The sequence below is a fragment of the Pseudomonas cedrina subsp. cedrina genome (genome assembly GCF_001983175.1).
Taxonomy (GTDB): domain Bacteria; phylum Pseudomonadota; class Gammaproteobacteria; order Pseudomonadales; family Pseudomonadaceae; genus Aquipseudomonas; species Aquipseudomonas cedrina.
Genome location: NZ_MNPW01000007.1, coordinates 377,423 through 398,981, shown reverse-complemented (window position 1 = coordinate 398,981; position 21,559 = coordinate 377,423). Strand labels below are relative to the sequence as shown.

Here is a 21,559-nt window from a genome sequence, read left to right as displayed (position 1 = left end):
GCGTGCAAGCATTAATCGAGTCGGTAGGGTCACTTTCGGCGCAGCAAAAGAAAGCGTTGGCGGTCATGCTCAAGCAGCAAGGTATCAACCTGTTTGAGATCGCCCCGGTTTTCAAACGCCAGGAAGGTGAGCCGCTTCGACTCTCTTATGCCCAGGAGCGGCAGTGGTTCCTGTGGCAGTTGGAGCCGCAGAGCTCGGCCTATCACGTGCCGAGGGCCCTGCGTCTGACCGGCCACCTGGATGTGGACGCATTGCAGCGCAGCTTTGACGCGCTGTTGATGCGTCATGAGAGCCTGCGCACGCACGTGCAGGAGGACGGCGACAGTGCCTTGCAGGTCATTGCCGAGCAGGCACGGGTGGAAATTGCGCTGGTTGACGCCCGGGAATCGGATCTCAAAAGCCTGGTGGAAGCTGAGATCGCCCAGCAGTTCGATCTGCAGCAAGGCCCGCTGTTGCGGGTCAAGTTGCTGCGCCTGGCGCCCCAGGAGCATGTGCTGGTGCTGGTACAGCATCACATCGTGTCCGATGGCTGGTCGATGCAGGTGATGGTCGACGAACTGGTCCAGCTCTACGCCGCCAATGTCCAGGGCCAGGACCTGCAATTGCCGGCCTTGCCGATTCAATACGCCGACTATGCGCTGTGGCAACGCAGCTGGATGGACGCGGGCGAGCGCGAGCGCCAACTGGGTTACTGGACCGGCATGCTCGGCGGCGAGCAACCGGTATTGGAAATGCCGATGGATCGCCCACGGCCTGCGGTGCAGAGCTACCGTGGCGCGCGGCTCGACCTGACGTTCGAAGCGACGCTGGTGGCGGGCCTCAAGCGTCTGGCACAGCGCGAAGGTGTGACGGTCTTCATGCTGCTGCTGGCGTCGTTCCAGGCGGTGCTGCATCGCTACAGCGGCCAGGGCGATATTCGTATCGGCGTGCCGGTGGCCAACCGCAACCGGATGGAGACCGAGCGGCTGATCGGCTTTTTCGTCAATACCCAGATTCTCAAGGCCGATATCGACGGTCAGATGACGTTCCGTGAGCTGCTGCAACAAACCCGACAGCGCGCGGTGGAGGCCCAGGCGCATCAAGACTTGCCGTTTGAGCAACTGGTGGAAGCGCTGCAGCCGGAGCGCAGCCTGAGCTACAACCCGTTGTTCCAGGTGATGTTCAACCACCAGACCGACACCCAGCGTGGCGGCGGCAGCGTCCCAGGCCTGCAGGTGCAGGGGCTGGAGTGGGAAAGCCAGACGTCGCAGTTCGACCTCAACCTGGACACCCAGGAATCGGCCGACGGTATCCAGGCGTCCCTGACCTATGCCACCGACCTGTTTGATGCGCCGGGCCTGGAACGTTTTTTTGCGCACTGGCATCGTCTGTTGCACTTGGTGGTCCAGGATTGCAACGGCCGGGTTGGCGAGCTGCCGTTGCTGGACGATGAGCAATGGCAGCAACAGGTGCACGCCTGGAATCAGACGCACCAGGCATTCGCGCAGGATGTGGGTGTGCATCGCCTGCTGGAAGCCCAGGCGCGGGCCCGCCCGGACGCGACGGCGCTGGTCTGCAATGGCCAAGCGCTGAGCTACGCCGCGTTGAACCTGCGCGCCAATCGCCTGGCCCATCGCTTGCGCGCGGCCGGTGTTGGACCGGACGTGCTGGTGGCCGTCGCCTTGGATCGCTCGGTGGACATGGTGCTGGCCTTGCTGGCGACCCTCAAGGCCGGTGGTGCCTACGTGCCGCTCGACCCGCAGTTCCCGGCCGACCGGCTGGCGTTCATGCTCGAAGACAGCCGCGCACGCGTCTTGTTGACCGCCGGCGACCTGCACGAACGCCTGCCCCTGGCGGCGGACCAGCAAGTGCTGTTCATGAGCGAGCAGGAGGACGCGCACCACAGCGGTGACAATCCGCCTATCGAGCTGACCGGCGAGCACCTGGCCTATGTGATCTACACCTCCGGCTCTACCGGCAAACCCAAGGGTGTGATGGTGTGTCATGGCGCACTGAGCAGCTTCACCCAGGGCATGGCCGATACCCTGGGCATCGACTCGGATGCGCGGCTGCTGTCGTTGACCACGTTCTCCTTCGATATTTTCGCCCTTGAACTCTACGTCCCCCTGTCGGCAGGCGCCACGGTGGTCGTGGCGGACAAGGCAGTGTCCCAGGACCCGGAAGCGATCCTGAGTCTGCTGCATGACCAGGCGATCAATGTGCTGCAAGCCACGCCATCGACTTGGCGCATGCTGCTCGACAGCGAACGCCGCGCCTCACTGCACGGGGTCAAGTGCCTGTGCGGTGGCGAAGCGCTGCCGGCCGACCTGGCCCAGCGCATGCTGGCCCAGCAGGGCAGGGTATGGAACCTGTACGGCCCGACGGAAACCACCATCTGGTCGGCGGCCCACCTGCTGGCTGAACCAGTGCCTTTTGTCGGCCGCCCGATTGCCAATACCTCACTGTTTATCCTCAATGCCGAACTTACCCCTTGCCCGGTAGGCGCCAGTGGCGAACTGCTGATCGGCGGCGTCGGCCTGGCCCGCGGTTATCACGGCCGAGCGGCGCTGACCGCCGAGCGCTTTGTGCCCAACCCCTTTGCCCGCAACGGCGAGCGACTGTACCGCACGGGCGACCTGGCGCGTTACCGCGTGAACGGCGTGGTCGAATACATCGGCCGCGTCGACCATCAGGTCAAGGTGCGGGGGTTCCGTATCGAACTGGGGGAAATTGAGGCGTGCCTGCGGGAGCAGGCCGAGGTGCGCGAGGCTGTGGTGGTGGCGGAGGATGATCAGCTTCTGGGGTATGTGGTGACGCACACCGCGACCTTGGAGGCCGAGCAGGGTGCCTTGCGCGAGGCGCTCAAGGCCGCGCTGCGCAAGGTGCTGCCGGACTATATGGTGCCGGCGCACCTGCTGTTTTTGACCCGGCTGCCATTGACGCCGAACGGCAAGCTGGACCGCAGGGCTTTGCCGAAGCCGGACGCCAGCCTGTTGCAAAAACGCTATGTTGCACCGGTCGGCGAGAAGGCGCGGCAGGTGGCTGCGATCTGGGCTGAGGTGCTGGGCGTGGCGCAGGTTGGCCTGGAAGATCATTTCTTCGAGCTGGGCGGTCACTCGTTGCTGGCAACTCGCGTGGTATCGCGGGTACGCCAGGCGCTGGCGATCGACGTGGCACTCAAAAGCTTATTTGAGCAGCCGGTCTTGGCTGCGTTTATACAAACGCTGGGTGAGAAGGGCACCGGCGTCGTACGGATTCCCCTCGCCAATCGCGAACAGCCGTTGCTGCTCTCGTATGCGCAGGAGCGCCAGTGGTTCCTCTGGCAACTTGAACCAGACAGTGCGGCTTATCACATTCCGGCCGCGTTGCGCCTGCTGGGCACGCTTGACCGTGCGGCGCTGCAACTGGCTTTCAAAACTCTGGTTCAGCGCCATGAAACCTTGCGCACGGTGTTTTTTGCCGGCCCGGACCAAACCGTCCAGCGTGTGATCGAACAAGCCGATCCAGTCATCGGATACCACGTGCTCGACTCGACCGAGCCCGTTCGGTTGCAGGCCTGGGTGGAAGGCGAAATCGCCAAGCCGTTCGACTTGCAGGCGGGGCCGCTGTTGCGCATTAACCTGTTGCAACTGAACGAGCACGAACATGTGCTGGTGCTGGTTCAGCACCATATCGTGTCGGATGCCTGGTCGATGCAAGTGATGGTCGACGAGTTGGTGAGCCTATATGCCAGCTACAGTCAGGGCCGTGAGCCAACATTGGCGGATTTGCCGATTCAATACGCCGACTATGCCCAATGGCAGCGTACCTGGATGGAGGCGGGCGAAAAGGACCGCCAGTTGGCTTACTGGCGTGCCCGTTTGGGAGAGGTGCAACCTGTGCTGGAGTTGCCGCTGGATCGTCCGCGCCCGGCGATGCAGAACTATCAGGGCGCGCGTCTGGACCTGGTGCTGCAACCGGCTTTGGTCGAGGGCTTGCGCGCACTGGCGCAGCGCGAAGGCGTCACGATGTTCATGCTGCTGCTCGCCTCCTTCCAGTCGCTGCTGTACCGCTACACCGGCCAGCCGGATATCCGCGTCGGCGTGCCCATCGCCAACCGCAACCGTCTGGAAACCGAGCAACTGATCGGCTTTTTCGTCAACACCCAAGTGCTCAAGGCCGAGATTGACGGTCATATGACCTTTTCCCAGCTTTTGCGGCAGGTCAAGGAGCAGGCGCTGGGAGCACAGGCTCATCAAGACTTGCCATTTGAACAATTGGTCGAGGCCCTGCAGCCCGAACGCAGCCTGAGCCACAATCCGCTTTTCCAGGTGATGTTCAACCATCAGTCGGCCGCCCAAGCCAATCCTGACGGTCAGTCATTGCCTGGCCTGCGCGTGGAAGGACTGGCGTGGAACAGCCATACGGCACATTTCGACCTGAGCCTGGACACCGAAGAGACTGCCGAAGGCCTGCTGGCTTCGCTGACTTACGCAACGGCGCTATTCGACGCCAGTACCTTGCAGCGCTTCGCCGCGCACTGGCAAACCCTGCTCAAAGGGTTGGTGAGCAACGCTCGCCTGTGCGTCGCCGACTTGCCGATTCTGGGCCGTGATGAACGGGCGCAGATCCTGCACGAGTGGAACCCGTCGCAACCGGCGCGTGCAGCCCACAGCAGCGTGCTGCATAAATTCGAACAACAGGTGGCGAATCAACCGCAGGCCATTGCGTTGATCATGGATCAGCGGCGCATGACCTATGCGGACCTCAACGCGCGGGCCAACCGCCTGGCGCACAAACTGATTGAACAGGGCGTGGGAGCCGACAGCCTGGTCGGTGTGGCGGTGGACCGCTCGCTGGAGATGATCGTTGCGCTGTTGGCGGTACTCAAGGCAGGCGGCGCCTATGTGCCCCTGGACCCGCAATACCCCCGCGATCGCCTGCAATGCATGATCGAAGACAGCGGCTTGCAGTTGTTGCTGACCCAGCAAGGCCTGCTGGAGCGCTTGCCGATCAGCGCCGGCCTGGCATTGATTTGCCTGGAAGCGGCCCCGGATTGGTTGGCCGAATATCCAGACAGTAACCCTTGGGCGCGTGCGTTCCCGGCGAACCTGGCTTATCTGATGTTTACCTCTGGCTCCACCGGGCGTCCCAAGGGCGTGGGTATTGACCAGGCATCGTTGGCGCGGCATGTTGAAGTGTTTATCGAACTGTTCGAACTGACACCCACTGACCGCGTTTTGCAATTCGGTACCTTCAACTTCGACGGCTTTGTCGAACAGCTGTACCCGGCGCTGTGTTGTGGCGCCGCCGTGGTGGTGCGGGGCGGTGAGCTGTGGGACAGCGACACCTTCTATAACCAACTGATCGAGCATGAAATTTCGGTAGTCGACCTCACCACCGCCTACTGGCACTTGATCGCGCGTGATTTTGCCGAGCGTGGCGTACGCGACTACGGTCTTCTGCGTCAGGTGCATGCAGGCGGTGAAGCAATGCCACCGGAAGGACTCGCTTGCTGGCGTGAGGCGGGGTTGGGCCATGTACGTCTGCTCAATACCTATGGCCCCACGGAAGCGACCGTCACGGTAACCGCTCTGGACTGCGCGGGCTATGTGGATGGCAGCGAAGCTGTCACACAGATGATGCCGATTGGTCGCGTATTGGACGGCCGCGCCATCTATCTGCTGGATGCGAGCCTCAATCTAGTGCCTGTGGGTGTGGCGGGCGAGCTGGTGATTGGCGGGCCACTGCTGGCACGGGGTTACTTCAACCGCGCAGCGCTGACGGCCGAGCGGTTTATTCCCGATCCCTTCGACCCGGCAGGCGGCGGGCGTCTCTACCGAACGGGCGACCTGGCTCGCTACCGTGCCGACGGGGTGATCGAATACATCGGTCGCATCGACCACCAGGTCAAGGTGCGTGGCTTCCGTATCGAACTGGGCGAAATCGAGTCCCGCCTGCTGGCACAGGAGGGGGTGCGCGACGCGTTAGTGATTGCCGCCGACCAGCAACTGATCGCCTACCTGGTCACTCAACAGCCGGAATCCGAACTGCCTGAATTGCGTGAGCGGATCCGTGCCGTCCTGCGTGATGAACTGCCGGATTACATGGTGCCGGCGCACTTCATGTTCCTGGAACGGTTGCCGCTGAGCCCCAACGGCAAGTTGGATCGCCATGCCTTGCCGCGTCCGGAGGCGAGCCAGGCAGCCCACCACTGGGTGGCGCCCGTCAGTGCGTTGGAACAGCAGGTCGCCGCGATCTGGGCCGATATTCTCGGCGTCGAACGCATCGGCCTCAACGACCATTTCTTCGAGTTGGGTGGTCATTCATTGCTGGCCATGCAAGTGGCTTCACGCCTGCGTCACAACCTGGGTATCGAGTTGCCGTTGCGCGTGTTGTTCGAGCAGCCGCGCCTGGACGGGTTTGTGGCCGCGCTGCACACCGAGGGCAAGCGCGAGGGAGCAGCAGCGCCTGCGTTGGTGGCGGCTTCGCGTGATTTGCCTCTGGTGTTGTCCTACGCTCAGGAGCGCCAGTGGTTCCTATGGCTGCTTGATCCTGACAGCGCGGCTTACCACGTGCCCAGCGCCTTGCGCCTTCAGGGGCCGCTGGACCTGGATGCGCTGCAGCGCAGCTTCGATGCGCTGGTGGCGCGTCATGAAAGCCTTCGCACCCACTTGTACCAGGGCGATGAACAGACGGTGCAGGTGATCCAGCCAGACGCACGTGTCGAGATTGCGTTGGTCCAGAGCGATGAAGCGCAAGTCAAGGCGCAGGTCGAGGCGCAGATCGCCAGGCCCTTCGACTTGCAGGCGGGGCCGTTGCTACGGGCCACGCTGCTGCGCCTGGGTGACGAGGACCATGTGCTGGTGCTGGTGCAGCACCATATCGTCTCGGATGGTTGGTCGATGCAGATCATGGTCGATGAGCTGGTGCAGTTGTATAGCGCCTACAGCCAGGGCCAGGATTTGCAACTGCCGGCCTTGCCGATCCAGTACGCCGATTACGCCCGTTGGCAGCGTGAGTGGATGGACGCCGGTGAGAAACAACGGCAGCTGGCCTATTGGCAGGATTTGCTCGGTGGCGAGCAACCGGTGCTTGAACTGCCTTTCGACCACCAGCGCCCGGCCGAGCAAAGCCATCGCGGTGCTCGTCTGTTCGTGGAGTTGCCGCCGGCATTGGTCGTAGACCTCAAGGCCCTGGCGCAGCGCGAAGGCGTGACGATGTTCATGCTGTTGCTGGCCTCGTTCCAGGCACTCATGCACCGCTACAGCGGCCAGGAAGATGTGCGCGTGGGAGTGCCGATCGCCAACCGCAACCGGGTCGAGACTGAACGGTTGCTTGGCTTCTTCGTCAACACTCAGGTGCTCAAGGCCGATTTCGACCAGCAGACTTCGGTGTTGCAACTGCTGCGGCAGGTTCGACAACGTTCGCTTGAAGCCCAGGAACATCAGGACCTGCCGTTCGAACAACTGGTGGAAGCGCTGCAGCCCGAACGCAGCTTGAGCCTCAACCCGCTGTTCCAAGTCATGTTCAATCATCAGACCGAAGCGCGCCTGGGCGGCACAGGGCATCAACTGTCCGCATTGCGTGTCGAAGGCATGGAGTGGGAAAGCCAGACCTCGCATTTCGATCTGGACCTGGATGTGCATGAGGGCGCCGAGAGCATCTGGGCAACCTTGGGTTACGCCACCGACCTGTTCAATGCTTCGACCATCGAACGCATGGCCCGTCACTGGCAGAACCTGTTGCAGGGTATGGTTGCGGATCCACGACAGAGCATCGGTCAGCTGAACTTGCTTGACCCGGCTGAACGCCAGCAAATCCTGCAACTGTGGGATCGCACCGACGCAGGGTTTCCGGCCGAGCGCAAGGTGCACGAAATGTTCGCCGACCGTGCGCGGGAAAACCCCGAAGCGGTGGCGGTGAAGTTCGACGCGCAGACACTGACCTACGGTGAGCTGGACCGCCAGGCCAACCGCCTGGCCCATGCCCTGATCGCCCGTGGCGTCGGTCCGGAAGTGCGCGTGGCCATTGCCATGCCGCGCAGCGCCGAAATCATGGTGGCGTTTATCGCGGTGTTGAAAGCGGGTGGCGTGTATGTGCCGCTGGACGTGGAATACCCCCGTGACCGTCTGCTGTACATGATGCGGGATAGCCGTGCGAAGTTGCTGTTGACCCATACGACGGTGCAGCGGCAATTGCCGATTGCCGAAGGCCTGGACTGCCTGGCCATCGACCATACAGAAGCGTGGGCGCACCACAGTGATGTGGCGCCGCATGTCGAGCTGGATGGCGACAACCTGGCCTATGTGATCTACACCTCCGGTTCTACCGGCATGCCCAAGGGTGTGGCGGTGTCCCATGGTCCTTTGGTGGCGCATATCATCGCCACTGGCGAGCGTTATGAAACATCGCCGGCCGATTGCGAGTTGCACTTCATGTCGTTCGCTTTTGATGGCTCCCACGAAGGATGGATGCACCCGCTGATCAACGGTGCCAGTGTGTTGATCCGTGATGACAGCCTATGGCTACCGGAATACACCTACGAACAGATGCATCGCCATCACGTGACCATGGCGGTTTTCCCGCCGGTCTATCTGCAACAGCTGGCCGAGCATGCCGAGCGTGACGGTAACCCGCCGGCGGTTCGTGTCTACTGCTTTGGCGGTGACGCTGTAGCACAAGCCAGCTACGACCTGGCCTGGCGGGCCCTCAAACCGACCTACCTGTTCAACGGTTACGGCCCAACCGAAACCGTGGTCACACCGCTGCTGTGGAAGGCGCGCAGAGGCGACCCGTGCGGGGCAGTCTATGCCCCGATCGGCACGCTGCTCGGCAACCGCAGCGGCTACGTGCTGGATGCTCAGCTCAACCTGCAACCCATGGGTGTCGCCGGTGAGTTGTACTTGGGTGGCGAAGGCGTGGCCCGAGGTTACCTGGAGCGTCCGGCACTCACGGCCGAACGTTTCGTGCCGGACCCGTTCGGCAAACCTGGCAGCCGTGTGTATCGCAGTGGCGACCTGACCCGTGGGCGCGCGGATGGCGTTGTTGATTACCTTGGCCGCGTCGATCACCAAGTGAAAATCCGCGGGTTCCGTATCGAACTTGGCGAAATCGAAGCCCGTCTACGCGAGCAGGAGAACGTGGGTGAAACCGTGGTGGTGGCGCAGGAAGGCCCGAGCGGTAAACAGTTGGTGGCCTACGTGGTACTGGCAGACGCCAGCGCGGCGAATGAAACCGAGCTGCGCGAAAGCCTGCGTCGCGCCTTGAAAACCTGTTTGCCGGATTACATGGTGCCCACGTACTTCATGTTCCTGGCGCAAATGCCGCTGACCCCCAACGGAAAACTGGACCGCAAGGGTTTGCCGCCAGCGGACGCAAGCCTGTTGCAGCAAGCTTACGTGGCGCCGCGCAGCCAGCTGGAACAACAACTCGCGGCGATCTGGGCCGACGTGCTGCGTTTGCCGCAAGTAGGGCTGAACGACAATTTCTTTGAGCTGGGCGGTGACTCGATCATCTCGATCCAGGTGGTCAGCCGTGCGCGACAGGCCGGTATCCGGTTCACGCCCAAGGATCTGTTCCAGCACCAGACCGTACACAGCCTGGCCGGTGTCGCGCGCCAGGGTGACCAAGGGCTGATGATCAATCAGGCTGCCTTGAGTGGCCAGATGTTGCTGTTGCCGATCCAGCAGGCATTCTTTGCCGATGAGATTGCCGAGCGTCATCACTGGAACCAGTCGGTGGTGCTGCATCCCCATGAGCATCTGGATGTTGCATTACTGGTCCAGGCCTTGCAGGCGCTGCTCGTGCATCACGATGCGCTACGTTCGCGGTTCGTTCGGGACGCGGATGGCTGGCAGGGCGCCTATCGCGCAGCCGAGCAACACCAGGCCGACGCGGTGCTGTGGCAAAGTGCCCTGCACGATATCGAAGAACTCGCCGCGCTGGGCGAGGAGGCCCAACGCAGCCTTGACCTCGAACACGGCCCTTTGCTGCGAGCGGTGCTGGTTCAACTGGACGACGGTTCGCAGCGCTTGCTGCTGGTCATCCACCATTTGGTGGTGGACGGCGTATCGTGGCGGATTCTCCTCGAAGACCTGCAAACTGCCTATCGCCAACTCGCCGGTGGCAGCCCAGTGGCATTGCCCGCCAAGACCAGTTCGACCCGTGATTGGGCGCAGCGCCTGCAGCGGTACGCCCAGGGCGAAGCACTGACCCGGGAGCTGGCGTGGTGGCAAGCTCAATTGCATGGCGCCGAGCCCGATCTGCCGGGCGCCAATCCGGGGGCGAGCTTGAGTAACCGCCATGCAGGCAGTGCGACCACGCATCTGGACGTCGGCCAGACGCGACGCCTGTTGCAGGACGCTCCCGCAGCTTATCGCACCCAGATCAATGACCTGTTGCTGACGGCGCTGGCCCGGGTGATCGGGCGCTGGACCGGACACGCCTCGACCTTGATCCGCTTGGAGGGGCATGGCCGCGAAGACCTGTTTGATGATATCGACCTGACGCGCACTGTCGGCTGGTTCACCAGCATTTACCCGATAAAACTCACCCCAGCTAACGATCTGGCGGGCTCATTGAAGGGGATCAAGGAGCAACTGCGCGCCATTCCCGACAAAGGCATCGGTTTTGGTGCCCTGCGTTACCTGGGGCAGCCCCAGGTGCGTGACGCATTGGCACGTTTGCCGCAGCCACGCATCACGTTCAACTACTTGGGCCAGTTTGACGCAACGTTTGATGGCAATGAACACCAGGGGCTGTTTGCGCCTTCCGGTGATGCTGCCGGTGCAGATCAGAGCCCGGACGCGTCGCTGGGCAACTGGCTTGAAATCAATGGACAAGTGTATGGCGGCGAGCTGAACCTGAACTGGGGGTTCAGCCAGCGTATGTTCGATCAGGCAGTTATTCAGCAATTGGCCGACGACTATGGCGAAGAACTCAAGGCCTTGATCGACCATTGCTGCCAGCCGGAGCAGGCCGGCGCCACACCATCGGATTTTCCGCTGGCACGCTTGAGCCAGGTCCAGTTGGATGGCCTGGCGCTGCCGCTGGCTCAAGTCGAAGACATTTACCCGCTGTCACCCATGCAACAGGGCATGTTGTTCCAATCCCTGTATGGCCAGGGCTCCGGCGACTACATCAACCAGATGCGCGTCGACGTGCAGGGGCTGGATGTGGCGCGTTTCCAGATAGCCTGGCAGGCCGCTTTGGAGCACCACGATATCCTGCGTACGGGGTTCCTCTGGCAAACCGAACTGGAGCAGCCGTTGCAGGTGGTTTACAAGACGGCGCGGGTACCTTTGGTCGAGCATGACTGGCGGCATCGAGCAGACCGTGACGTAGCGCTCGACACGCTGGCGCAAACCGTGCGTGCCGAAGGCTTCGAACTCGAGCAGGCACCTTTGCTGAGCCTGGTGGTGGTACGTACCGGGGCCGACAGCCACCATCTGATTTACACCAATCACCATATCCTGATGGATGGCTGGAGTGCCTCGCAGTTGTTCGGCGAGGTGCTGCAGCAGTACGCCGGCGCGTCAGTGCAGGCGCCGAACGGACGTTACCGGGACTACATCGGCTGGTTGCAGGCGCAGGATCCGCTCACCAGCGAGACCTTCTGGAAGGCCCAGCTCGCGGGTTTGCAGGAGCCAACCCGACTGTCTCGTGGCATCGCCCGTGAACAGGGCGTGTCTCAGGTCAATGGTATTCATCGGCTGGCCCTGGAGCCCGCGGCGACGGAACACCTGAAGACCTTTGCCCAGCGTCACAAGGTGACCCTCAATACGTTGGTGCAAGCGGCCTGGCTCCTGTTGTTGCAGCGCCATACCGGCCTGGACACCGTCGCGTTTGGCGCTACTGTCGCGGGGCGGCCCGCCGAATTGCCGGGCATCGAGCAACAGGTTGGCTTGTTCATCAACACACTGCCGGTAGTGGCAACGCCAAGCCCGCAGTTGAGCGTGGACGCCTGGTTGCAACAGGTGCAGGGGCAAAACCTGCGCCTGCGTGAGCAGGAGCACACGCCGTTGTTCGAGATTCAGCGCTGGGCCGGGCTCGGTGGCGAGGCGCTGTTCGACAGCATTCTGGTATTCGAGAACTATCCAGTGTCCGAAGCGCTGGAGCAGGGTTCTCCGGCAGGGTTGCGTTTCGGTGTGATGGAAAGCCTGGAACAGACCCACTATCCGCTGACCGTTCTGCTGGCCATGGGCGACAGCCTGGCGGTGGAGTTCAATTACGATCACGCTGCCTTCGACGCGCAGCACATCGTTAATCTGGCGGAGCATTTCCAGCAATTGCTGCAAGCACTGACACTGCCACAGACGGAGCGCCTGGCGGACCTGCCATCATTGCCTTCGGCACAGCGCCAACTGATCGTCGAGGGCTGGAACGCGACGGCGCGTGAGTATCCGTTGCAATGTGGCGTGCATCAGTTGATTGAAGACCAGGTTGCCCTGACGCCGCAAGCACCTGCCTTGGTGTCTGGTGCGCAACGCCTGAGCTACGCCGAACTGAACCGCCGGGCCAATCGCCTGGCGCATCGCTTGATCGAAGCGGGTGTGGGGCCGGACGTGCTGGTGGGCCTGGCCGTGGAGCGTTCCATCGAAATGGTGGTGGGCTTGCTGGCGGTGCTCAAGGCCGGTGGTGCCTACGTACCGCTGGACCCCGAATACCCGCGCGAGCGTCTGGCCTATATGCTCGATGACAGCGGTGTGAAGCTGCTGCTGACTCAGGCCCATCTGCTGGAGCAGTTGCCGATTCCCCAGGGGTTGGAAACTCTGGTGTTGGATCAAGCCGGCTTTGAAGACTACAGCGATGACAACCCGGATATCGCCGTGGACGGCGAAAACCTGGCCTATGTGATCTACACCTCCGGCTCCACAGGCCAACCCAAAGGGGCGGGCAACCGCCATCGCGCGTTGACCAACCGCCTGTGCTGGATGCAAGAGGCGTACGCCCTGGGTGCAAGCGATACGGTGCTACAGAAAACCCCGTTCAGTTTCGACGTATCCGTGTGGGAGTTCTTCTGGCCATTGATGACCGGCGCACGCCTGGTGGTCGCCGCGCCCGGGGACCATCGCGATCCGGGCAAACTGGTCAGTCTGATCAATCAAGAGCAGGTCACCACGCTGCATTTCGTGCCGTCAATGTTGCAGGCGTTCGTGCAGGACTCGAACGTATCTACCTGCACCAGCCTGCTGCGTATTGTGTGCAGCGGGGAAGCGTTGCCGGTGGATGCTCAGCAACACGTGTTCACCAAGCTGCCGCAGACCGCGCTTTACAACCTTTACGGCCCGACCGAAGCCGCTATCGACGTGACCCACTGGACCTGCATGGACGAAGGCCGCGATGCAGTGCCGATCGGTAAGCCGATTGCCAACCTGGGTTGCTACGTTCTCGACAGTCATTTAGAGCCGGTTCCGGCAGGCGTGTTGGGCGAGCTGTTCCTGGGCGGCGTGGGCCTGGCGCGCGGTTACCATCGTCGCCCGGGGCTGAGCGCCGAGCGCTTTATAGCGCACCCGTTCGCTCACGGCGAGCGCCTGTACCGTACCGGCGACCTGGCTCGTTATCGCACCGACGGTGTGATCGAGTACGCCGGGCGTATCGACCACCAGGTCAAACTGCGTGGCTTGCGTATTGAGCTGGGTGAAATCGAAGCGCGTCTGCTGGAGCACGATTGGGTGAAGGAGGCGGCTGTGCTGGCAGTGGACAGCAAACATCTGGTGGGCTACCTGGTCTTGCAGGCCCAGGATGAGGACTGGCGAGAAGCCCTCAGTACTCACTTGGCAACCCACTTGCCAGACTACATGGTGCCGGCGCAATGGGTCCTGCTGCAGCAAATGCCTTTGAGCCCTAACGGCAAGCTGGATCGCAAGGCACTGCCGAAGCCGGACGCCCAGTCGATCCAGCGATTCGAAGCGCCCCAAACCGAGCTTGAACAGAAAATCGCCGCAATCTGGGCAGATGTGCTCGGTGTGGAACGCGTGGGAGTGAACGACAACTTCTTCGAACTGGGAGGCCATTCGCTGTTGGTACTGATGCTCAAGGAGCGGATTCGCAAGGCCAGCGGTATCGGTCTTTCAGTCAGCCAATTGATGCTCAACCCGACCGTGAGTGCGCAGATCCGCTGCCTGGAAGGAACCACGCGTCGTTCGCTGCTGGTCCCGCTCAACGGACAGGTCGAAGGCACGCCGCTCTACCTGTTCCACCCCAGCTACGGTTCTGTGCATTGCTACAAGGCATTGGCCCTGGCGCTGCGTGAACAGCGACCAGTAGTGGGTGTGATCTGTCGCGCATTGGCCGAGGAGGGTGCAGAAGTGCCGGCGTGGGCCGCCATGGTCGAGGAGTACACGGCGCAGTTGCTGGATGCCCGGCCCGAAGGTGCTTTCCGCCTGGCCGGCTGGTCATTGGGTGGCAACCTGGCGGTTGAGGTGGCTCATGCTCTTGAACAGGCGGGCCGGCAGGTGGAATTCGTCGGTTGGATCGACTCCGCGCCACCGCGCTGGCTGACTCAGTATTGGGACGCGGCAGTTATCACCGATGAGAGCGAGATACCCGAAAACGATCGGCGCGTGGCGCTGCTGGGCGTAATGTTCCCAGAGTATGCGCAGCCCATCTATGCCGCTTGGCAGGACATGCAGGCGGGCACCGTGGATGAGGAACAGCAATGGACGGCCTTCGTCGAGTGGGCCGAGAGATCCCTGGGTGAGGCGTTCCGCGATATTCAGCAAGAGCTGCTGGGCGGCAACGAAGCGCAGATATCCTGGGAAGTTGACCGCACCTTGTTCAAGCGCCTGGAACAGGCCGACTTCAAGGCACTCCAGGCGCCCGTCAGTTGCTGGTGGGCGGCCATGAGCCGTGCGGGCCAACACAGGGCGCTGATAGAGGCTGGCATGGAACGGGTGATCGGCCAGGGTTGCGTGGTGCGATCGGTGGTAATTGAAGTGGATCATGAGCGCATCATCGACAACGCTGAGTTCGTCCGCAGCTTTGTGACCGTCATGGAGTAAAGACCGGTTGAACAGAAAGCCCCAGGCCACTTGGTGTGGCCCGGGGCTTTTTCGTATGCATGAGTTGACGAATGATCACCCATAAAAAACACCCTGCGAAGGTTTGGCCTGCGCAGGGTGTTGAGTGTCGCGGGTGTCAGCCAGTCACATCAGAAATCCCAACGCGTAGATACCATTACGTTGCGTGGGTCGCCGGAGTAGGACGAGGTGTAGAAGCCGATGTTGGTGTAGTAGCGCTTGTCGAATACGTTGTTGACGTTCAACGAGGCCGACAGGTTTTTGGTGATCTGGTAGCGCGCCATTGCGTCGACCAGCCAGTAAGGATCCTGGGAGAACCGCTGCGTCACGCGTTTGCCGCGATTGTAGACATCCTGCCAGGCCTCGCCCTGCCAGCGGGCGCCGCCGCCGAGGGTCAGCTTGTCGAGCGCACCGGTCAGCTTGTAGCTGGTGTAAAAGTTCAACTGGTCCTGAGGCTCCCAGGTAGAAAACTTCTTGCCATCGTCATCGCGGATCACTTTGTGGGTGTAGCCTGCCTGCACCTGCCAGCCAGGCAGCAGCTCACCGGAGATCTCGGCTTCATAGCCCTTGGTCTTGGCCTGGACGCCCATGTAGGCCCACTCGACAGGCGAGTTGGCCGGCATGTTGTTGTTGTACTCGCTGTCTTCCTCGGCTCGGTTCGACTCATGAATCTCGAAGTAGGCGAGACTGGCGTTCAGACGGCCGTCGTAGAACTCGCCCTTCAGGCCGATTTCGTAGTTCTCGCCCTCGTCGGGCTCGACCATTTTGTTGTTGCGGTCTGGACGTAGCTGCTGGGGCATGAAGATCGAGGTATAGCTGCCGTACACCGAGAAATTTTTGTTCAGGTCGTACACCACGCCCGCATACGGGATGAGCTTGCCGGTCTCGCGCGAGTCGTTGGTGCCGGTCAGCCGGTAGTCGGTCAGGCGTGAGCCAAGCAACAGGGACAGGTCATCGGTGAGGCTCAGGCGTGTCGAGAAGTAGACGGCCGCCTGGCGGGTGATGTCGTCTTTCTCGTGTGCCGGGCCCCATTGTGGCTCCAGGCTGTCGCCGTTCCACTCGTACATAGGAAAGTTATTGCTGTCTCGATAGGTGGCTTCGTAACCGTAATAGTCATTGCCTTCCCAATGCGAACGCGAAATTGAGGACCCGACGACCAATTGGTGCTCACGGCCGCCCAGGCTGAACGGCCCGGAGAGATAGAAGTCACCGTTATTGCTGATCGTTTTGCCGGTGAACTTGGAACCGTAGACCGAGACTCTGTCGGTGGAATCCTCGATTGGCGAAGCGTAACCCAATGGCGCGTTATAGCCATTGAGCTGGTTGCTGTAGTTGGCCTTGGCGACCCAGCCGTTATCCAGGGCATGTTCCAGGGTGGCGAATACACTGCGGCTGTATTGGCCCCAACTGCTCCATTTTGGTCCGTTGTTATAGCCACGGTCGAACTTGATGTCATTGCCTGCGCCGTCGAACAGCGAGCGGCTACCCGACCAACTGGACCCCTTGGGATCGTTGTTCTGATAGTCAGCGCCAACGGTCAGCAGGGTGTCCGGCGACAGGTCGAATTCGAGGATGCCGTAATAGACATTGGTCTTGCGTTCATAGTGGTCGATGAACGAATGCTTGTCCTGGTACGCCACCACGGCGCGCCCGCGTACGTTGCCGCTGTCAGTCAGGGGGCCGCTTACGTCCAGCTCCGAGCGGTAGTTGTCCCAGGACCCCGCGCCCAGGCCGACATGGCCCTGAAACTCGGCGGTCGGCTTCTTGCGCACCAGGTTGATGGTGCCGCCGGGTCCGCCGGCGCCGGTCATCAGGCCGGTGGTGCCCTTGAGTATTTCGACGCGGTCGTAGATCGCCATGTCGCTGAGGGTCTGGCCGGCCGAGTAGCCTTCGTTTCGAGTGGTCGGTACGCCATCGTACTGGAAGTTCTGGATCGGGAAACCACGGGAATAGTAGTTGGTGCGCTCGCTGTCGAAGGTCGAGACGGTGATGCCCGGGGTGTGACGCATTACATCGTCAATGCCGTTGAGGCCAAAGTCGTCCATGGTCTGGCGGGTGACCACGGAAATCGACTGCGGCGTCTCGCGCGGCGTCAGCACCATCTTGGTGGCTGTCGCAATCGTGCCCGGGGTGTAGGAGCCGCTGCCCTCGGTGATGGTGCCCAGCTGGTTGGCATTGATCTGGGTGGCGCCCAGCTCCACGGCATCTGTGCCGGAGCCAGGCGCGTTGATGATCATCGAGCTGCCTTGCAAGCTGTAGCTCACGCCTGTCCCCCCCAGGAGGCGCTCGATGGCCTGCACCGGATCCATCTTGCCGCTGACGGCGCTGCTGCGTTTTTCTTTGACGGTGTCCGGGCTGTACAGAATCTGCAGGTTGGTCTGTTGACCGAACACCTGCAGCGCGGTACTCAAAGGTTGCGCCGGAATGTTCAATTCGAACTCTTGCGCCTGAACATAACCCGCCACCGGCAGGCTGACCGCAAGGGCCAGGGCGCTGGGCAGAACGTTTAATTTCAAGGCCCGCCGCATGGAAACTGCGGTGCTCAACGGGCTGAGGGCAAGCCGTACTGGCATGGATTATTTCTCTTTTTAGGCGTTGGCAGATAAATGCTGAATGCGGTTAGTTCTCATTGCTGCATATGAGACGTTCGCACTCGCGTAAACCGGAAAAAATTATGCGGGCTCCAGTTCTGCAATGACTTTCCCGGCCCGCAGGCGCACCAACTGGTCGGCAATGTCGAAATAACGGTCGTCGTGGCTGATCACGATGATGGTCTTGCCCAGGCGCTTGAGGTCCGGTAGCAGCTCTGTGTAGAAGACCCGTCGAAACGCCGGGTCCTGGTCGGCGGCCCATTCGTCGAACACCAGCACCGGGCGTTCTTCGAGCCAGGCATTGACCAGTGCCAGGCGCTTGCGCTGGCCGGTGGAGAGGTCGGTGGTGCTGAATACGCCGTCCTTGACGCTGACCTTGTGCGCGATTTCCAGGCGTTCCAGGTATTTCGCGGCGCTGTCCAGGGACTGGGTGGCACTGCCCTGGACCAGGTCATCGAACAGGTAGTAATCGGCGAATACCGTGGTGAACAACTGGCGATAGTCATCGCGCATCGGGTCGGTCACGGTTTCGCCGTTGAGGCGGATTTCGCCGGCCTGGGGTTGATACAGGCCCAGCAACAGTTTGATCAGGGTGGTCTTGCCGCAACCGTTTTCGCCGACGATAAACACGATATCGCCTTGCTTGATGTTCAGGTTGATCGGGCCCAGATGGAATGGCTCGCTGCCTTCCACAGGGGGCGGGCTATAGCTGACGCCGCGCAGCTCAAGGCTGTTCACCACCGGTGTTGGCGCTTCGCTGCCGTCCATCAGCAGGTGCGGCTCGGGGGACGAGAAACGTTCGGACAGTTCGGTAATGCGCGCAAAGGCAATGCGCGCCTTGCCGATGATGGGCAAGTAACCCACCACATGTTCCAGCGGGCCTTTCATGTACAGCAGCACCAGCACGAAGCCGGTGATCACGGCAGGGTCCGGGTTCGGGTTGTAGGCTTGCATGGCGAGGGCCAGGCCGATGACCACGAAGAACAACATCGAGCCGAAGGTCTTGGCGACGATATAGATGTTCACCGAGCGCACCTGGATGTCGCTGATACGATCGGCGGTTTCCTGGATGCGGTGGGTGTTCATGCGGTAGCGGCGCGGCCGGTGGATGCGCAATTCCTTGGCGCCCGAGGCGATTGCCGAGTAGTAGCGCTGCAGCTCGTCTTCCTGGTCCCGGGCTTCGTCGAAGCCGCGAATACCCTTGTGCCCGGCGATGAACTGCACAGTGCTGCCAATCACGATGGCGACGACCATCATCAGGAACATCGGCACCGACAGGTACGCCAGGTAGCCCAGGCAGCCGAGCGTCACCGTGGTCGCGATGGCCAGCGGGGTGAACGCGAAGGAAAAGTCACTGATGGTGTCGACGTCGTGGGTCAGCACCGGTATCAGCCGGTGCGAGCGATACTGCTCAATCTGCTCGATGGGGGCCGACAGCACTTTTTCGCCGAGATCCTTGCGCAGCGCCGCAATGATCCGCTGCCCCACGTAGTTGGTGCCGATATCGGACACAATCGAACTGGTCAGCGCCAGCACGCATAACGCTGCAAATGTCAGGATCACCCCCTGCGTCATCCCGGTGGAAGAGTGCAAGGCGTTATTGATGGTCGCCAGCAGCAACGTGATCGCCAGGCCACCGGCCATGCCCAGGGCAACGGAGACGCTCACGATGGTGCGAAAGGGCCTGAGCAATGCGAGCAGGCCTTTGAAGGCGCCGCGCTTGGGGTCGGTCATAAATACTTCCCGGAATAATGAAAAAGGGGGGCTGGGCACACAGACCCTTACCCATGACAAACGAAGGATTGGCGCGACTATTTAGCGCCGCGTGCCCGGCGGTGGCGGTGGCGGATAAATTGCCAGGGGGCTGGTTCGTTCTTGTGGTGTAGGCGCACGCGTATCGGTGCGTGCCTGATCTATCCAGCGAGAGCGAAACAATGACGAAAAAGAATCTGGTGTACGTGTGGTCCCTGCGCAACGCCGCGGCCGACAAGGCCGGGCAGCCGGTGGCCTACAAGGACCACGAGCGCTACATGATGTCGGTGCTCGAATCCCTGGCGGGCGCGCTGAACGACACGCCACTGGGCGAGGCCTACAACCTGGTGGGCGTGGTATACGACGATGACGAGCAGAACCCGCGGGACCAGCAGTTGGTCAGCGACTACGGATTTGCCTACAAGCCGGGCCGCCAGTGGCTGTACCCGGCCGACCTGCGCGTGCAGGGCCGGCTGGTCAATGATTTGCTGCTGAGCGTGCCGTCCACCTACCGGCGCCTGCCGCGCGGCAGTGCGGAACACATCGCCGGCAAGCAGGATTTCGAGCGTCGCCTGCACGACACGCTGGTGGAGTTGAAGGCCGATGTCGTGGTGCTCGACGGTTTGCTGGTGATCCTGGACGAGCTGGTGCGCCCCGGTGCACCGTTTGCGCGCCGCATCATGAACATCCATCCGGGCATTACCCGCCTTGAATCGCCTTACGAACGCCGAGGTGCCTATGCGACCTGGAACGCGTTGTACGGCGCGCGCGGGCAAACGGTGGTGGATTGGGCGACCAAGGCCACCCAGCCGTCGGAGCCGCTGTACCTGACCGGTGCCTCTTTCCATTACGTCGACAACGGGATTGATTCGGGCGAGGTGTTCCACGACGTGCTCAAGACCGAGATCTCGCCGGACGACACCATCCTGGAATTACGCTGGAACAACTTCAACAACAGCCTGTTCCCGGCGTTGCATGAAGGGTTGGCGTTGTTGGCCAAGCAAGACGCCTAAAGCGGACACGGTTAAAAACTGTGGGAGCTGGCTTGTCGGGTCGCCGCATCGCTGCGATGGCGGTGGGCCAGCAACATAAATGTGACCGACAGAGCGCTATCGCAGCATGGGTATCTACACATCTTTGTAGTGAGCGGGCTTGTCCCGCGCTGGGCTGCGAAGCGGCCCCAAAACCAGGCGACCGGATTCTACCTGAAGCTCGGCGATGCCTTTATTGGGGCGGCTTCGCCACCCAGCGCGGGACAAGCCCGCTCACTACAGGGAGACCTTTCAGTCGTTGAGAGTTGTGTAGATGCCTATGGCCATCGCAGGCAAGCCAGCTCCCACATTGAACGGTGTCGTCTTAAAGATCGCGCACAACCCTGAACCCGATCCAGTCCCCACGCGTCTGCGGGTAAATGGTGTTGCGGTTGCCCGAGCGCGAGAACACCGGCGCCTCGCCCCAGTCATTGCCACGGATCATGTAGCCCTCGCAATTAGGCTCCGTCCACGCGCTGCCGTCGGTGGGCGCGCCGATGTAACTGGCGTGTTCGCAATCGGCGACCCGCTCGTAGACGTTGCCATGCATGTCGTACATGCCAAAGGCGTTCGGCGGGTAGCTGCCTACCGGCGATGAGTAGCTATAGCCATCCGCGGGGCCGTAGGTGTTGGCGTGCCCGGCGATGCTGTAGCCCTTGCCCTCATCGAACGGGAACGGGAACGGCCCGGTAGAGCCGGCGCGCGCGGCGTATTCACGCTGGGCTTCGCTGACCATGCGGTACGTGTGGCCGGTTTTCTTCGACAGCCAGGCCACGTACTGCTTGATGTCGTCCATGTCCATGCACACCGCCGGCTGGCGCGGGCCCTGGGGGTAGCGTGGCTTGCTGGCGATGCATTCGCGGCCGGGGCGGGTGTCGCCGTCGGCGATCTTCACGCCGGTCTGGCGCACATAGCTGTCCCATTCACCGGCAGTGACATGAAACCGGCTCATGGCGAACGGCTTGGCAAAGGTCACTTCGTGCATCGGGCCTTCATCCGGCTCGCGGCCGACTTCATCGTCCGGCGTGCCCATGGTGAAGGTGCCGGCGGGCAGTACTACCATTTCCGGGCAGTCCTTGCAGTCCTTGAACACCTTGCCGGGTTGCGGCGCGGCGGCCAGGGCCAGGCTTGGCAACAAGGCGCCGCACAGGGCTGTCATTGCCAATGCCGTGAGGGGTTTGTTCATGGGGTCCTCTCATTCAAA

At 61.8% G+C, this 21,559-nt stretch carries 5 protein-coding genes; 2 read left to right on the top strand and 3 right to left on the bottom strand.

The genetic code is table 11. The annotated features are described in order from the left end of the window. Window positions 1-2: 2 nt before the first annotated feature. Window positions 3-14,963 carry a non-ribosomal peptide synthase/polyketide synthase gene (locus BLL36_RS17145; protein ID WP_394329491.1) on the top strand — a complete coding sequence of 4,987 codons (14,961 nt, stop codon included), beginning with the start codon at window positions 3-5 and terminating at the stop codon, window positions 14,961-14,963. Between the two features lie 149 nt (window positions 14,964-15,112). Here BLL36_RS17145 and BLL36_RS17140 read toward each other — a convergent pair whose 3' ends face one another. Both BLL36_RS17140 and BLL36_RS17135 read right to left on the bottom strand, forming a co-directional pair. Beyond that, complete coding sequence (locus tag BLL36_RS17140) at window positions 15,113-17,554, bottom strand: TonB-dependent siderophore receptor (RefSeq protein ID WP_076952566.1); 2,442 nt, start codon at window positions 17,552-17,554, stop codon at window positions 15,113-15,115. Between the two features lie 99 nt (window positions 17,555-17,653). Then, a complete protein-coding gene (locus BLL36_RS17135) occupies window positions 17,654-19,306 on the bottom strand; it encodes a cyclic peptide export ABC transporter (protein WP_076952565.1) in 1,653 nt (550 codons plus the stop codon). 200 nt (window positions 19,307-19,506) lie between these two features. Between BLL36_RS17135 and BLL36_RS17130 the strand changes: the two genes are divergently transcribed. Then, window positions 19,507-20,337 (top strand): formyltransferase family protein, encoded by an 831-nt coding sequence (locus tag BLL36_RS17130; protein ID WP_076952564.1) that lies wholly within the window; start codon window positions 19,507-19,509, stop codon window positions 20,335-20,337. A 343-nt stretch (window positions 20,338-20,680) separates the two neighbouring features. Here BLL36_RS17130 and pvdO read toward each other — a convergent pair whose 3' ends face one another. After that, a complete protein-coding gene (pvdO, locus tag BLL36_RS17125; protein WP_076952563.1) occupies window positions 20,681-21,541 on the bottom strand; it encodes a dihydropyoverdine dehydrogenase in 861 nt (286 codons plus the stop codon). Window positions 21,542-21,559 lie beyond the last annotated feature (18 nt).

Bases quoted from the DNA above. Each gene is read 5' to 3' on its own strand.
- BLL36_RS17140 (WP_076952566.1), bottom strand. From the start codon at position 17,554: ATGCCAGTACGGCTTGCCCTCAGCCCGTTGAGCACCGCAGTTTCCATG.
- BLL36_RS17135 (WP_076952565.1), bottom strand. From the start codon at position 19,306: ATGACCGACCCCAAGCGCGGCGCCTTCAAAGGCCTGCTCGCATTGCTC.
- pvdO (WP_076952563.1), bottom strand. From the start codon at position 21,541: ATGAACAAACCCCTCACGGCATTGGCAATGACAGCCCTGTGCGGCGCC.
- BLL36_RS17130 (WP_076952564.1), top strand. From the start codon at position 19,507: ATGACGAAAAAGAATCTGGTGTACGTGTGGTCCCTGCGCAACGCCGCG.